The 14,136-nt window shown below is 60.5% G+C and carries 14 protein-coding genes; 8 read left to right on the top strand and 6 right to left on the bottom strand.

Annotated features, from left to right (window positions below; translation table 11 throughout):
• Positions 1 to 12: 12 nt before the first annotated feature.
• The 4 genes from M1D68_RS16365 to M1D68_RS16350 all read left to right on the top strand — a co-directional run bounded on the left by M1D68_RS16365 (position 13) and on the right by M1D68_RS16350 (position 4,938).
• Positions 13 to 486, top strand: a complete 474-nt coding sequence (locus M1D68_RS16365) for a MarR family winged helix-turn-helix transcriptional regulator (RefSeq protein ID WP_420765814.1) — start codon at positions 13 to 15, stop codon at positions 484 to 486.
• Positions 483 to 1,952 carry an efflux transporter outer membrane subunit gene (locus M1D68_RS16360; protein WP_434559685.1) on the top strand — a complete coding sequence of 490 codons (1,470 nt, stop codon included), beginning with the start codon at positions 483 to 485 and terminating at the stop codon, positions 1,950 to 1,952. Before M1D68_RS16365 ends, M1D68_RS16360 begins: the two co-directional genes overlap by 4 nt.
• A gap of 15 nt (positions 1,953 to 1,967) precedes the next feature.
• A complete protein-coding gene (locus M1D68_RS16355) occupies positions 1,968 to 3,164 on the top strand; it encodes an efflux RND transporter periplasmic adaptor subunit (RefSeq protein ID WP_457967761.1) in 1,197 nt (398 codons plus the stop codon).
• A 244-nt stretch (positions 3,165 to 3,408) separates the two neighbouring features.
• Positions 3,409 to 4,938: a DHA2 family efflux MFS transporter permease subunit gene (locus tag M1D68_RS16350; protein WP_420765817.1), complete on the top strand. Its 1,530-nt coding sequence runs from the start codon at positions 3,409 to 3,411 to the stop codon at positions 4,936 to 4,938.
• Between the two features lie 115 nt (positions 4,939 to 5,053).
• Here M1D68_RS16350 and M1D68_RS16345 read toward each other — a convergent pair whose 3' ends face one another.
• Together M1D68_RS16345 and M1D68_RS16340 are read right to left on the bottom strand one after the other, a co-directional pair.
• Entirely contained in the window at positions 5,054 to 5,821 is a 768-nt protein-coding gene (locus M1D68_RS16345) for a UDP-2,3-diacylglucosamine diphosphatase (protein WP_457967759.1), read from the bottom strand.
• Positions 5,818 to 6,321, bottom strand: coding sequence for a peptidylprolyl isomerase (locus M1D68_RS16340; RefSeq protein ID WP_420765819.1), 504 nt, complete (start codon positions 6,319 to 6,321; stop codon positions 5,818 to 5,820). Before M1D68_RS16340 ends, M1D68_RS16345 begins: the two co-directional genes overlap by 4 nt.
• Positions 6,322 to 6,569: 248 nt before the next feature.
• On the opposite strand from M1D68_RS16340, the gene M1D68_RS16335 reads away from it, so the two are divergent.
• Together M1D68_RS16335 and cysS are read left to right on the top strand one after the other, a co-directional pair.
• On the top strand, positions 6,570 to 8,267 hold the full coding sequence (locus tag M1D68_RS16335) for a glutamine--tRNA ligase/YqeY domain fusion protein (protein WP_420765820.1): 1,698 nt from the start codon (positions 6,570 to 6,572) through the stop codon (positions 8,265 to 8,267).
• A gap of 21 nt (positions 8,268 to 8,288) precedes the next feature.
• The gene (gene cysS, locus M1D68_RS16330) at positions 8,289 to 9,671 is read left to right on the top strand and encodes a cysteine--tRNA ligase (RefSeq protein WP_434701773.1); all 1,383 of its coding nucleotides are present in this window, start codon (positions 8,289 to 8,291) and stop codon (positions 9,669 to 9,671) included.
• Between the two features lie 413 nt (positions 9,672 to 10,084).
• Here the strand turns inward: cysS and csrA are convergent, their stop codons facing one another.
• Complete coding sequence (gene csrA / locus M1D68_RS16325; protein ID WP_003179932.1) at positions 10,085 to 10,279, bottom strand: carbon storage regulator CsrA; 195 nt, start codon at positions 10,277 to 10,279, stop codon at positions 10,085 to 10,087.
• A gap of 247 nt (positions 10,280 to 10,526) precedes the next feature.
• Between csrA and M1D68_RS16320 the strand changes: the two genes are divergently transcribed.
• The gene (locus M1D68_RS16320; protein WP_420765822.1) at positions 10,527 to 10,889 is read left to right on the top strand and encodes an SPOR domain-containing protein; all 363 of its coding nucleotides are present in this window, start codon (positions 10,527 to 10,529) and stop codon (positions 10,887 to 10,889) included.
• A 133-nt stretch (positions 10,890 to 11,022) separates the two neighbouring features.
• Here M1D68_RS16320 and M1D68_RS16315 read toward each other — a convergent pair whose 3' ends face one another.
• The 3 genes from M1D68_RS16315 to M1D68_RS16305 all read right to left on the bottom strand — a co-directional run bounded on the left by M1D68_RS16315 (position 11,023) and on the right by M1D68_RS16305 (position 13,261).
• Positions 11,023 to 11,712, bottom strand: a complete 690-nt coding sequence (locus M1D68_RS16315) for an endonuclease (protein ID WP_457967755.1) — start codon at positions 11,710 to 11,712, stop codon at positions 11,023 to 11,025.
• A 5-nt stretch (positions 11,713 to 11,717) separates the two neighbouring features.
• Entirely contained in the window at positions 11,718 to 12,017 is a 300-nt protein-coding gene (locus M1D68_RS16310) for a DUF1654 domain-containing protein (protein ID WP_457967753.1), read from the bottom strand.
• 155 nt (positions 12,018 to 12,172) lie between these two features.
• Positions 12,173 to 13,261: an asparaginase gene (locus M1D68_RS16305; protein WP_457967751.1), complete on the bottom strand. Its 1,089-nt coding sequence runs from the start codon at positions 13,259 to 13,261 to the stop codon at positions 12,173 to 12,175.
• A gap of 314 nt (positions 13,262 to 13,575) precedes the next feature.
• On the opposite strand from M1D68_RS16305, the gene M1D68_RS16300 reads away from it, so the two are divergent.
• The gene (locus tag M1D68_RS16300) at positions 13,576 to 14,022 is read left to right on the top strand and encodes a hypothetical protein (protein WP_457967749.1); all 447 of its coding nucleotides are present in this window, start codon (positions 13,576 to 13,578) and stop codon (positions 14,020 to 14,022) included.
• Positions 14,023 to 14,136 lie beyond the last annotated feature (114 nt).

Here is a 14,136-nt window from a genome sequence, read left to right as displayed (position 1 = left end):
AAAGGTGGTCAGATGAAGCATTTCACCCCAGACGAATTCCACAATTGCCATCTCGGCATGCTGCTCGGCCGTGCCGCGATGCTCAAGGATCGGATCATCGACACGCACATGGAGCCCGTCGGCATCACTGCCGCGCAGTTCAAGGTGCTGATCATCATGGCCCAGCACGGCATCGACACGCCGGTGGAGCTGTGTCGTTACCTGTCGCTGGACAGCGGCTCGATGACACGAATGCTCGACCGCCTGGAGCAGAAGAGCTTCCTGGTTCGCCAACGCTCGGCCCAGGACCGACGTCAGGTCCGCCTGGTGTTGACCGAGGCCGGCCAAGCGCTGGCTGACCGCCTGCCATTCATCGGGGCCGACGCCATGAATCAACTGGCCGGTGCCATCAGCCGCGAGGAGCTGCAAACCCTCGAGAACATCCTCAAGAAAATACTGCTCGCCGCCGGTGATCCCTTCACCGTCCTGCGATTGGGGGAAAAATGAAGCGTCAAACCTTGCGTACCGGCCTGAGCCTGGTGCTGTTGGCCATGAGCCTGGCCGGTTGTGCCAGCTACAGTGGCCTGAATACCGAAGGTGTCAGCCTCGAGGCCAAAAGCCTCCAGGCGGGACAATCGCTGACTGGCGTCACGTTGTCGCCGGCCTCGTGGCCCAAAAGCGATTGGTGGAAGAGCCTCGGCGATCCGCAACTCGATAGCCTGATCCGCGAAGCGCTGCGTGACAGCCCTGACATGCAGATCGCCAGCGCCCGTGTTCACCAGGCCAGCGCCGCTGCCTACGCCGCCAATGCCGCGCGTCTGCCATCCCTGGACGCCAGCGGCAGCGTGAGCCGTTCGCGCCTGGCTCGCGACCAGGACCCGCAAGGGCAGGGCGGCGCCTACAGCACCTTGCGTTCGCTGAGCGTGGATTTCAACTACGACTTCGATTTGTGGGGTGGCCAGCGCGCTGCCTGGGAAGCTGCCCTCGGCCAGGCCCGCGCCGCCGAGATTGACCGCCAGGCCGCACAGCTGACCCTGGCCGCTGACGTGGCCCGGGCCTACAGCGACTTGGGCCAGGCCCATATCATTTATGACCTGGCCAACGAAGACCTCAAGCGCACGCGGCAAATGCTCGACCTGGGCAAGCGCCGACTCAGCGCCGGGATCGACAGCGAATATCAGTTCCAGCAGACCGAAAGCCTGGAGGCCAGCGCCGATGCCACATTGATCGACGCGGAGAAACGTTTGCAAAGCGCCAAGATCGCCTTGGCGGTGCTGCTGGGCAAAGGGCCGGATCGTGGCAACGAAATCGCCCGGCCCCACGTGTTGCAGGCCAGCGCGGTCGCCTTGCCGTCGAACCTGCCTGCCGAGTTGCTGGGCCGTCGTCCGGACCTGGTCGCCGCGCGGTGGCGGGTGGAGGCGGCTAGCAAGAACATTGAGGCCGGCAAGACGAACTTCTACCCCAACCTCAACCTGAGCGCGGCGGCCGGGGTGCAATCGCTGCTGGGTGACGCGATGTTTGGTTCAGCGAGTCGCTTCTTCAACGTGGCGCCGACGGTGTCGCTGCCGATTTTCGACGGTGGACGTTTGCGGGCGGACCTGGACGCCCGGGACGCCGACTACGACCTGGCGGTGGCGCAATACAACAAGAGCCTGGTCGCGGCACTTGGCGATGTCAGCGACACCATCAATCAGTTGCGTGACATCGGCCGGCAGATCGGCGCCCAGCAGCACGCCGTGGATATCGCACAGAACTCCTATGACACCGTGGTCCAGCGCTACGGCTCCGGCATCGGCAATTACCTGGACGTGTTGAGCATCGAGCAGCAGTTGCTCCAGGCCCAGCGCCAACTGGCAACGCTCAATGCCGAGCAGATTGATTTGTCGATCCAACTGATGCAGGCCCTGGGCGGCGGCTTCGACACCCAAACCGTGGCTTCGGCCGCACCGGCCGCCACCGCGCCGGCTCACTGATTCGAGGTATTTGTCATGGCAACTGCCGAAACAACGCAACAAACGCCACAGGACACCGGCAACCCACGCAAACGCAAGGTCATGCTGCTCGCCCTGGCCGTGATCGTCATTCTCGGTGGCCTGGGCGTCTGGGCCTGGCACGAACTGTATGGGCGCTGGAGCGAAAGCACCGACGATGCCTACGTCAACGGCAACGTCGTGGAAATCACCCCGCAGGTCACCGGGACCGTGATAAGCATCGGCGCCGATGACGGCGACCTGGTGCGCGAAGGCCAGGTGCTGGTGCAGTTCGACCCGAACGATGCCGAAGTTGCGCTGCAAAGTGCCCAGGCCAACCTGGCCCGTACCGTGCGCCAGGTGCGCGGCTTGTACAGCAATGTCGATGGCATGAAGGCGCAAGTCCATGCGCAAGAAGCCGAAGTGCAGAAGGCCCAGGAGAACTACAACCGACGCAAGAACCTGGCGGCGGGCGGGGCGATTTCCCAGGAAGAACTGTCCCATGCCCGGGATGACCTGACCTCGGCGCAGAACGCCCTGGCCAATGCCCGGCAGCAGCTCAAGACCACCAGCGCCTTGGTGGATGACACCGTGGTGTCGTCCCATCCCGACGTGCAAGCGGCCGCCGCGCAACTGCGCCAGGCGTTCTTGACCAATGCTCGCAGCACCTTGATCGCGCCAGTGACCGGTTACGTCGCCAAACGCACCGTTCAGCTCGGCCAACGGGTGCAACCGGGCACCGCGTTGATGGCCGTGATCCCGCTGGACCAATTGTGGATCGACGCCAACTTCAAGGAAACCCAACTGCGCGACATGCGCATCGGCCAACCGGTGGACATCGAGACCGATCTGTATGGCAGCGATGTGAAGTACAGCGGCACGGTCGACAGCCTGGGCGCCGGGACCGGCAGCGCATTCGCCTTGCTGCCGGCACAGAACGCCACCGGCAACTGGATCAAGATCGTCCAGCGGGTGCCGGTGCGCATTCATATCAATGCCCAAGAGTTGGCCAAGCATCCGCTGCGGGTGGGGCTGTCGACCCAGGTCGACGTCAACCTGCATGACCAGAGCGGGCCGGTTCTGGCCCAGCAGCCACCGCAAAAAGCCACGTTCAGCACCCAGGTCTACGACCGCCAGCTGGCCGACGCCGACGCGATGATCACGCGCCTGATTCATGAAAACAGCGCGGCGGCGGGCAAGACCGCGCAGCGCTGAAGCAGCGCCGCCAACCCTGTGGCGAGGGAGCTTGCTCCCGCTCGGCTGCGAAGCAGTCGTAAACCGGTGGAAGCGGTGTGTCTGATGTTGCGTGCTCGACAGGTTTTGGGGCCGCTTCGCGGCCCAGCGGGAGCAAGCTCCCTCGCCACGTGTCTGTCAAAGGCCTTAAGTGACAGTGACAGCATCACGGTCCTGGCGGGTTTTTGCTTCGATTTCACCACCACCGCTTCATAGGATTCTCGCAATGAGCAATAACGCGTCCTTCACGCCGCCCAGCCTGTTGCTCAGCACCATCGGGTTGTCGCTGGCGACGTTCATGCAGGTGCTCGACACCACCATCGCCAACGTCGCCTTGCCGACCATTTCCGGCAACCTGGGCGTGAGCTCGGAACAGGGCACTTGGGTGATCACTTCGTTCGCGGTGAGCAACGCCATCGCGCTGCCATTGACTGGCTGGTTGAGCCGGCGGTTTGGCGAGGTGAAGCTGTTTCTGTGGGCAACGATGTTGTTCGTCCTGGCCTCGTTCCTGTGCGGAATCTCGACATCGATGCCTGAGCTGATCGGCTTTCGTGTGCTTCAAGGGCTGGTGGCCGGGCCGTTGTATCCGATGACCCAGACCTTGCTGATCGCCGTGTACCCACCGGCCAGGCGTGGCATGGCCCTGGCGTTGCTGGCGATGGTCACGGTGGTGGCGCCGATCGCCGGGCCGATCCTCGGCGGCTGGATCACCGACAGCTATAGCTGGCCTTGGATTTTCTTCATCAACGTGCCCATCGGCATCTTCGCGGTGATGGTCGTGCGCCAGCAGCTCAAGGCGCGGCCGGTGGTCACCAGCCGCCAGCCGATGGACTATGTCGGCTTGATCACGCTGATCATTGGTGTCGGCGCGTTGCAGGTGATTCTCGACAAGGGCAATGACCTGGATTGGTTCGAGTCGAACTTCATCATCATTGGCGCACTGATTTCGGTGATCGCCCTCGCGGTGTTCGTGATCTGGGAAATGACTGACGGCCACCCGGTGGTCAACCTGCGGCTGTTCGCCTATCGCAACTTTCGCATCGGCACCATTGTGCTGGTGGGCGGTTACGCCGGTTTCTTCGGCATCAACCTGATCCTGCCGCAATGGCTGCAGACCCAGATGGGCTATACGGCCACATGGGCCGGCCTGGCGGTAGCGCCGATCGGTATCCTGCCGGTGTTGATGTCGCCCTTCGTCGGCAAATACGCCCACAAGTTCGACCTGCGCCTGTTGGCCGGGCTGGCCTTCCTGGCGATTGGCCTGAGTTGCTTCATGCGCGCCGGGTTCACCAACGAAGTGGATTTCCAGCACATCGCCCTGGTGCAGTTGTTCATGGGCATCGGAGTGGCGCTGTTTTTCATGCCGACCTTGAGCATCCTCATGTCCGACCTGCCGCCTCACCAGATCGCCGATGGCGCGGGGCTGGCGACGTTCCTGCGGACCCTGGGCGGCAGCTTCGCCGCATCCTTGACCACATGGATCTGGATCCGTCGGGCCGACCAGCACCACGCGTACCTGAGCGAAAGCATCAGCACCTTCGAGCCGGCCACGCGCGAGACAATCAACCAGCTCGGCGGGGCGAGCACGCCGGTCTATGCCCAGCTCGACCAGATCCTCACCAGCCAGGCGTACATGCTCTCCACCGTGGATTACTTCACGTTGCTGGGCTGGGCATTCATGGGGTTGATCCTGCTGGTGTGGCTGGCGAAACCGCCGTTCACGGCGAAGGCGGGGCCTGCTTCGGCAGGGCATTGACTGGGTAATGCAGTTTCAATGTGGGAGCGAGCTTGCTCGCGATTGCGGACTCATATCCAACATTTTCGTTGGCTGATACACCGCTATCGCGAGCAAGCTCGCTCCCACAGGGGATTTATATTGGATCGGGGATTGCGTCGGGTGCCGGCAGTTGTGGCGGCGGGGCAAACCCGAACGGCGCCAACGCAAACCCTTGTTCATCTACCTGCAACGCCCACCCTTGCTTGTCCCAATCCCCCAGCACGATGCGTCTCGCTGCGTGTTCGCCCAGTTGCAGCTTATGTATGGCGGGGCGGTGGGTGTGGCCGTGGACCAGGGTCTTCACGCCGTACTGCTGCATGATCAGCGGAATCTCTTCGGGCGTGACGTCGACGATGTCGTTGGCTTTCATCCGCGTCTGCGTGCGGCTTTCGCTGCGTAGTTTGCGCGCCAGTTTCTGGCGGCTGCCCAGTGGCAGGTGGCGCAGGATGAACAGCGTGACCGGGTTGCGCAGCCAGCGGCGCAGCTTCATATAGCCGATATCCCGCGTGCAGAGGCTGTCGCCGTGCATCAGCAATACAGGTTCACCGTTGAACTGCACGACGCTCGGATCCTTGAGCAAGGTGCAGCCAGCCGCTTTGCAGAACGCCTGCCCGAGCATGAAGTCGCGATTGCCGTGCATGAGGAAAATGGCCGTGCCGCTGTCGCTCAATTTGCGCAGGGCCTGGCAGATGGAACGCTGGAACGGCGTCATGGCATCGTCGCCGATCCAGGCTTCGAAAAAGTCGCCCAGGATGTACAACGCTTGCGCCGCACGGGCGCGTGTGGCGAGCAGATCCAGAAACGCCCGGGTGATGTCCGGGCGCTCCTCTTCCAGATGCAAGTCTGAAATCAGCAATATCACTCAATGATCTCGGCTTTCTCGATGATCACGTCTTCTGCCGGGACGTCCTGATGACCGGCCTTGGAGGTGGTGGACACGCCTTTGATCTTGTCGACCACATCGGTGCCAGCGGTGACTTTACCGAATACCGCATAGCCCCAGCCCTGGACGTTCTTGCCGCTGTGGTTCAGGAAGCTGTTGTCGGCCACGTTGATGAAGAACTGCGCGGAGGCCGAATGCGGCTCCATGGTGCGGGCCATGGCGACGGTGTATTTGTCGTTGGAAAGACCGTTGTCGGCTTCGTTCTGGATGCTTGGGCGCTTGTCTTTCTTTTCCTTCATGCCCGGTTCGAAACCACCGCCCTGGATCATGAAGTTGCCGATGACACGGTGGAAAACGGTGTTTTCGTAGTGGCCGGCCTTGACGTATTCGACGAAGTTGGCAACGGTGATCGGTGCCTTCTCGGCGTTCAGTTCCAGGACGATGTCGCCATGGTTGGTGGTCAGTTTGACTTGGGTCATGATTACTACTCTTCAAGGAATTCGTGGGTTTGGGGGGCGCGGGCGCCCGCAACCGGTCTGGCCGCAATCGCCAGGTTGGGCAGTTTAGCGTGCCATGCACGAATTTCGAGGCTGTTTTTCATCGGGTCATCGATTAAATTCAATCGTTTGCCGGCTCGGCCTGTCAGGTGCTTGACAGCATCGGCTATGATACGGGCTTTGATTTATCAGGCCGCACCTGGCCGCGCACTTGTATGTTCAAGGATCCTATGAGCAAGCCCACTGTCGACCCTACCTCGAATTCCAAGACCGGCCCGGCCGTGCCGGTCAATTTCCTGCGCCCGATCATCCAGGCGGACCTGGATTCGGGTAAGCATACGCAGATCGTCACCCGCTTCCCGCCGGAGCCCAACGGCTACCTGCACATCGGTCACGCCAAATCCATCTGCGTGAACTTCGGCCTCGCCGAGGAGTTCGGTGGCGTCACGCACTTGCGTTTCGATGACACCAACCCGGCCAAGGAAGACCAGGAATACATCGACGCGATCAAGAGCGACGTCAAGTGGCTGGGTTTCGAATGGGCGGGCGAAGTGCGCTATGCCTCGCAGTATTTCGACCAGTTGCATGACTGGGCGGTCGAGCTGATCAAGTCCGGCAACGCCTACGTGTGCGACCTGACCCCGGAGCAGGCCAAGGAATACCGTGGCAGCCTGACCGAACCGGGTAAGAACAGCCCGTTCCGCGACCGCAGCGTGGAAGAGAACCTGGACCTGTTCGCCCGCATGCGCGCCGGTGAGTTCCCGGACGGCGCCCGCGTGCTGCGCGCCAAGATCGACATGGCCTCGCCGAACATGAACCTGCGCGACCCGATCATGTACCGCATCCGTCATGCCCATCACCACCAGACGGGCGACAAATGGTGCATCTATCCGAACTATGACTTCACCCACGGCCAGTCGGACGCCATCGAAGGCATCACGCACTCGATCTGCACGCTGGAATTCGAAAGCCACCGTCCGCTGTACGAATGGTTCCTGGAGCACCTGCCGGTGCCGGCCAACCCGCGCCAGTACGAATTCAGCCGCCTGAACCTGAACTACACCATCACCAGCAAGCGCAAGCTCAAGCAACTGGTGGACGAAAAGCACGTCAACGGTTGGGATGACCCACGCATGTCGACGTTGTCGGGCTTCCGCCGTCGTGGCTACACGCCGAAGTCGATCCGCAATTTCTGCGAGATGATCGGCACCAACCGTTCCGACGGCGTGGTGGACTTCGGCATGCTGGAATTCAGCATCCGTGACGACCTCGACCACAGCGCGCCGCGCGCCATGTGCGTGTTGCGTCCGCTGAAAGTCGTCATCACCAATTACCCGGAAGGCCAGGTCGAGAACCTCGAACTGCCGTGCCACCCGAAGGAAGACATGGGCGTACGCGTCCTGCCGTTCGCCCGGGAAATCTACATCGACCGTGAAGACTTCATGGAAGAGCCGCCCAAAGGCTACAAGCGCCTGGAACCTGCCGGCGAAGTGCGCCTGCGTGGCAGCTACGTGATCCGCGCCGATGAGGCCATCAAGGACGCCGACGGCAATATCGTCGAGCTGCGTTGCTCCTATGATCCCGACACCCTGGGCAAGAACCCGGAAGGTCGCAAGGTCAAGGGCGTGATCCACTGGGTGCCGGCCGCCGCGAGCGTCGAGTGCGAAGTGCGCCTGTACGATCGCCTGTTCCGTTCGCCGAACCCGGAGAAGGCCGAAGACAGCGCCAGCTTCCTGGACAACATCAACCCTGACTCCTTGCAAGTACTCACTGGTTGTCGTGCCGAGCCTTCGCTGGGCAACGCACAGCCGGAAGACCGTTTCCAGTTCGAGCGCGAAGGTTACTTCTGCGCGGATATCAAGGACTCGAAACCCGGTGCTCCGGTGTTCAACCGTACCGTGACCTTGCGCGACTCCTGGGGTCAGTGATCAAGTCTTAAGGGAAACCCTGTGCTTACGATCTACAACACGCTCACCAAGAGCAAAGAAGTCTTCAAGCCGCTGGATGGCAACAAGGTGCGCATGTACGTCTGCGGCATGACCGTGTACGACTATTGCCACCTGGGTCACGGCCGCAGCATGGTCGCCTTTGACCTGGTGACCCGCTGGTTGCGTTTCAGCGGCTACGACCTGACCTACGTGCGCAACATCACCGACATCGACGACAAGATCATCAATCGCGCCAACGAGAATGGTGAAGCGTTCGATGCGCTGACCGAGCGCATGATCAAGGCCATGCACGAGGACGAGGCACGCCTCAATATCCAGAAGCCGGACCTGGAGCCCCGTGCCACCGATCACATCCCGGGCATGCTGGCGATGATCCAGACCTTGATCGACAAGGGCTATGCCTACGCACCGGGCAATGGCGACGTGTACTACCGCGTCGCCAAGTTCATGGGCTACGGGAAGCTTTCGCGCAAGAAGATCGAAGATTTGCGCATCGGCGCACGCATCGAAGTCGACGAGTCGAAGGAAGACCCGCTGGACTTCGTGCTGTGGAAAGGCGCCAAGCCGGGCGAGCCGAGCTGGGAGTCGCCATGGGGCGCCGGGCGTCCGGGCTGGCACATCGAATGCTCGGTGATGTCCACCTGCTGCCTGGGCGAGACTTTCGACATTCATGGCGGCGGCAGCGACCTGGAATTTCCGCACCACGAAAACGAAATCGCCCAGAGTGAAGCGGCCACCGGCAAGACCTACGCCAATGCCTGGATGCATTGCGGCATGATTCGCATCAATGGCGAGAAGATGTCCAAATCCTTGAACAACTTCTTCACCATCCGCGACGTGCTCGATAAGTACCATCCGGAAGTCGTGCGTTACCTGCTGGTGTCGAGCCACTACCGCAGCGCCATCAACTATTCGGAAGATAACCTCAAGGATGCCAAGGGCGCCCTGGAGCGTTTCTACCATGCGTTGAAAGGCCTGCCGAGCGTGCCACCCGCCGGTGGTGAAGCGTTCGTGGCACGGTTTACCGAAGTGATGAACGATGACTTCGGCACGCCGGAAGCGTGCGCGGTGCTGTTCGAGATGGTGCGTGAGATCAACCGCCTGCGCGAGAGCGATCTCGATGCGGCGGCCGGCTTGGCGGCGCGCTTGAAGGAACTGGCCAGCGTTCTGGGTGTGTTGCAGCTCGAAGCCGATGACTTCCTGCAGGCCGGAGCCGAAGGCCGCGTCGACGCTGCCGAGGTCGACGCGCTGATTCAAGCACGGCTCGCGGCGCGGGCCAACAAGGACTGGGCCGAATCCGACCGCATCCGCGACCAGCTCACTGCCATGGGCGTGGTGCTGGAAGACGGGAAGGGCGGGACGACCTGGCGTTTGGCGGACTAACATCTCTTAGAACGCGCAATACCCACTGTGGGAGCGAGCAAGCTCGCTCCCACAGTTTTTTGCATTTCAATTGATTCTGACCGATCGCTCGACATCCCTGACGGGAGCCTTCCCATGCTTTTCCGCTGATCTCTCGCGGCCACCCATCTGCTGGCGTTTGCCTTCGAGTTCTGGGCGGTGCTGACCTTCGGCATGACCCGTGGCGTGCGCTTGGGCTGACCGGCGCTAGCGCCTGCTTCATCGCCCTTAAAACGAAACGTCTGACAGCCATGGTGTGGGGCATGCCAGTAGTATCGGTTCCGGGTTGATTGGATTTACAAGGCGGGATTGGACAGGGTGCGGCTCGGTCGGCATGCATCTTTAGCCAGCCATTGCGGCGATGCAAACGGGCTGGCTGCGGACTGCGGCAGGGCTCAGGGCGTTTGCGGTTTGTCAGGGGCAGTGAGGCCGGCCTGGATGCGCTGATAAATTTCTTCGCGATGCACCGCAACGTTTTTCGGGGCGTTGATGCCGATCCGGACCTGTTGGCCGCTAACGCCCAGAATGGTGATCGTGATGTCGTCACCAATGTTTATGCTTTCACCGACTTTGCGGGTGAGTATCAGCATGGTGTTCTCCTTGATTGCTTTATAGGGCACCTGATTCAGACAGTGCAGATGTCGGTACTGCTTATAGATTAGTGCTAAGTGTCACAATGTGGGTGCCTCTTTCTGACGTGCAGATGCTGCATTAATTCCCAGGGTGCGACTATACAGAGACGTTGGAGAGGATTCTCGTGTTTTGCGCACTGTTTAGGGCGTTTCCGGCGAAACTGGATGCTAAAATCCTCGCTTCATGTCTTGCGGGGGAATCGTTGTGCGTAAATTGGCTTGGGTAATTGCGGTACTGGCGCTGGCGGGATGTGGGGAAGGGCGCGACGTCGAAGCACCCAAGCCGAAGCCGGCGGCGACCTCCACGCCGGCAGTCGCGGCGCCGCAGTGGGCTGTCGAGGTGCGAGGCCAGACGCCCCAGGCCGTCAGCGACCTGACGGGCTGGCTGATCGAGCACAGCTTCATGTCCAGTGTCGTCAGGGAAAATGGCAAGGATCGGGTCCTGGTCGGGCCGTTGGGTTCCGAGGCTGAAGCTCAGGCGAAACAGGAGCAGATCAATGCTGCGCTGGTACGAGCCAAGAAGCGCAACATCGAGACCTTGGTCGTGGACTTTCCGCCAGCACGATAATCAGACAAAACCAAACCTGTGGGAGCGAGCTTGCTCGCGATAGAGCCCATTGCCAGTCAGCGCCAAAGTTGCGGGTCCACCGCCGTCGCGAGCTCGCTCCCACAGTTGAGCTGTGCCGTTCGTATAGGCCAGGTCAGCCGCAGGCCTTCAGGTCCACCGGTCCGACGAATTCGTTTCCACGCCCCATCACGCATGCCACGCTCTGGTTGCGCTGGCGCTCCCACGCTTGCACCGGGTAGGTCTTGTCCCAGGCTTCGTACAGGCGCCGGTCCTGTTTGGAGAGCCGCAGGCCATATTGTTTGCTCATGTAAAAATAGGTCCTGGCGATCATCCCGCGGATGGAAGGGCGGGGCATGACTTTTTTGGCCTTGAAGTCCACCTGGGTCAGGCACGAGCCGTATTGGCCCTTCTGCACCGGCAACCAGCCGAAGCTGAAGTTGCTGCGATCGCCATTGACCTCGCCAATGCTGGGCACCAGGTTGTGAAGGTCGGCCTCGGCCCGTTGGTAGACCGGGTCGTAGCGAGTGCAGTTCTTGCGCCCACCTTGTTGCCAGCATTGACGCTGATGACCGATATGCCAGGCCGGAACGATATGTTCCCACTCGATGCGGGCGGCGCGACTGGCGTTTTTGCGGGGTACATAACCGCAGGCGGCGAGGTTCACGCGGTTGCCGGTGTATTTGCAGCCGCAGTAGAACTCGGTGGATTGGGGGGCATAGAGCTTCCAGGCGACTTTCTTGGCTTCGTTGAAGGTACGGGGCGCTCCAGCCTGTGCGCCCATGGCAACGAAGGCGAGCAATAAAACCAGACAGCGGAAATTCATCAAGCTCAATCTTCCTTCGGCACAACCCAGAAAACCTGCACGCCGCCATCGTCGCGATAGGCGAGGGTGACGTTGTCGTTCTCGTCGATTTCTGCCAACAGGCGTTCCCATTCCTCCACCGGCTCATCGGGCAGGCGAAAGATCAGAGCGGCCTTGGCATTTTGTGCGGTGGGCGCGTTGATGATCTTCGAGACCCGTAGACCGAGTCGTGTATAGGAATCTAAGGGGGTAGTTGCAGCGGAGGGCATGGCCACAGGATTATCCTTATTAAGCTGTACGTGCATACAGTATTTAACCGTAGGCATTTACGCAACTGCTTAAATTTCAAGAAAATCGTCTGACAGCGCTTTTTTCATTTTGATGTAGGACGAAGGTGATTTTTTACCGGACCTGGTAATGGGCCCGTGGGGCGGATGATGAAAAAAGCGGTGCCCGACCGGTCTCGGTCGGGCGGGGGAAATCAATATTCCCAGAAAATTCGCTGCAACTCCTTGCTGTCCTGGGTCTTGGTCAGGGCAACCATTGCCAGGATACGGGCCTTTTGAGGATTCAAGTCGTGGGCTACGACCCAGTCGTATTTGTCGTCAGGCTGTTCGGCGTTTCGCAGTACGAAACCACCTGCGTTGGCGTGTGACGAACGAATGATCTGCACGCCTTCCTTGCGCAAGGCCTGCAACGAAGGAACGACGCGCGAAGACACCGAACCGTTGCCGGTGCCGGCGTGGATGATCGCCTTGGCGCCGGATTGGGCCAGGGCCTTGTACGCGGTGTCGCTGACGTTGCCGTAGGAGTAGGCAATTTCCACGTCCGGCAGGCTCTTGATGGTCTTGATGTCGAACTCCGAGCCGGAGGTGTGACGCTTGGCCGGCAGGCGGAACCAGTAGGATTTGCCTTCCACCACCATGCCCAGCGGGCCCCACGGGCTTTTGAATGCCTCGGTCTTGATGTTGATCATCTTGCTCACATCACGGCCCGATTGGATTTCATCGTTCATGGTCACCAGTACGCCCTTACCGCGCGCTTGCTTGCTGCTGGCGACCGCCACGGCGTTGTAGAGATTGAGCATGCCATCGGCAGACATTGCGGTGCCGGGCCGCATCGAGCCGACGACTATGATCGGTTTGTCGGTTTTCTCGACAAGATTCAGGAAATAAGCGGTCTCCTCCAGCGTGTCGGTGCCGTGGGTGATGACGATGCCGTCGACATCCTCGCTGTCGGCCAGCTCGGCGACACGGCGTCCCAGTTGCAAAAGGTTTTCGTTGGTGATGCTCTCCGATGCGATCTGCATCACCTGTTCGCCACGCACGTTGGCCAACCGGCTGAGCTCCGGTACGCCGGCGATCAGTTGTTCGATACCGACCTTGGCTGCCTGGTAGGTGGCGCTGTTGGCGGAGCTCGCGCCGGCGCCGGCGATGGTGCCGCCCGTGGCGAGGATGACGACGTTGGAGAGCTTTTGCTCAACCGGGTTTTCTTTCGCCTGAAGGGCGCTGGGCAGGAGCAGCAAGAGGGCCAAAGCGCCCGGAACAAGAGTCTTTAAGGCAGATGTCATTATTTTTCTCTCTAGTCATGAGGATTCATCTAGATGCTCTGGCAGACCTGAATGCCGAGAGCACTCCTCTCAGAGCACGATCCGTACCACTGCTGCGCAAGCGTGGGTCTACCTTCTAACGCCTTGAAAATCAAAACGATGTGTATTTGAGGAGATGCCCCTTCGGTGGATGCATGGCCGGATTTCCGAACATCAAGCTGTTTGCTGTTCGGTTAACCGGAGCAGAACGGTCTGAAGGAAGGTTGGGTTGTGAGGCTAAAGAAAACGCGCCAATGGACGATCTACCTTGTAGGAATTCATTCATGGAGCGAGACATGAGCTTTTCAATCGGCTTTCCAAATGCCGCCGCCGTCACCATCGGCGGTAAATCCGCAGCGACGTTGAATGCCTTGAGCGAGGCAACCGCCGATGCTGCCGACCAAGCCCTTGGCGAAACGCAAGCGCCCGGTAAGGTGCGCGCGAACCTGCATACCGACGCCGAGAGCAAGACCAAAAAAAGCGACAGCACCCAAAGCATTGCCATGAAAGTCCTGCTCAAGCGCATGCAAGAGCTACAGCAGCAACTGCGTGAGCAACAGCAGCAGCTCGCCGCTGCGCAGGCGCGTCCTTATTCCACGCCTGAAGCCAAGACTGCCGCGGTCATGGCCATCCAGGGACAGATCGCCGATACCACCGGTGCGCTGCAGGAAGTCACGGGCAGCTTGATCAAGGAATTGGCGAAGGATTCCAGTTCTGGGACGCTGGTCAACACCACGGCTTGATCCACAATGTTCCGGATAAAATCGGAGCGTTGACAAAACGCCGATGCTTTACCATAGTTCATTCCACGCAAACGTTTGCGCAGTCGTCGTATGACGATTTTTGCTCACAATAAT

This window comes from Pseudomonas sp. R4-84 (assembly GCF_054130985.1).
Note: the sequence above shows the minus strand (reverse complement) of the source record. Positions and strands in the feature narration are given on the sequence as shown.

Excerpts from the sequence above, each read along its gene's own strand:
- M1D68_RS16305 (WP_457967751.1), bottom strand. The coding sequence starts at position 13,261 with ATGACATCTGCCTTAAAGACTCTTGTTCCGGGCGCTTTGGCCCTCTTG.
- M1D68_RS16335 (WP_420765820.1), top strand. The coding sequence starts at position 6,570 with ATGAGCAAGCCCACTGTCGACCCTACCTCGAATTCCAAGACCGGCCCG.
- M1D68_RS16300 (WP_457967749.1), top strand. The coding sequence starts at position 13,576 with ATGAGCTTTTCAATCGGCTTTCCAAATGCCGCCGCCGTCACCATCGGC.
- M1D68_RS16350 (WP_420765817.1), top strand. The coding sequence starts at position 3,409 with ATGAGCAATAACGCGTCCTTCACGCCGCCCAGCCTGTTGCTCAGCACC.
- csrA (WP_003179932.1), bottom strand. The coding sequence starts at position 10,279 with ATGCTGATACTCACCCGCAAAGTCGGTGAAAGCATAAACATTGGTGAC.
- M1D68_RS16315 (WP_457967755.1), bottom strand. The coding sequence starts at position 11,712 with ATGAATTTCCGCTGTCTGGTTTTATTGCTCGCCTTCGTTGCCATGGGC.
- M1D68_RS16355 (WP_457967761.1), top strand. The coding sequence starts at position 1,968 with ATGGCAACTGCCGAAACAACGCAACAAACGCCACAGGACACCGGCAAC.
- M1D68_RS16360 (WP_434559685.1), top strand. The coding sequence starts at position 483 with ATGAAGCGTCAAACCTTGCGTACCGGCCTGAGCCTGGTGCTGTTGGCC.
- M1D68_RS16365 (WP_420765814.1), top strand. The coding sequence starts at position 13 with ATGAAGCATTTCACCCCAGACGAATTCCACAATTGCCATCTCGGCATG.
- M1D68_RS16340 (WP_420765819.1), bottom strand. The coding sequence starts at position 6,321 with ATGACCCAAGTCAAACTGACCACCAACCATGGCGACATCGTCCTGGAA.
- M1D68_RS16310 (WP_457967753.1), bottom strand. The coding sequence starts at position 12,017 with ATGCCTACGGTTAAATACTGTATGCACGTACAGCTTAATAAGGATAAT.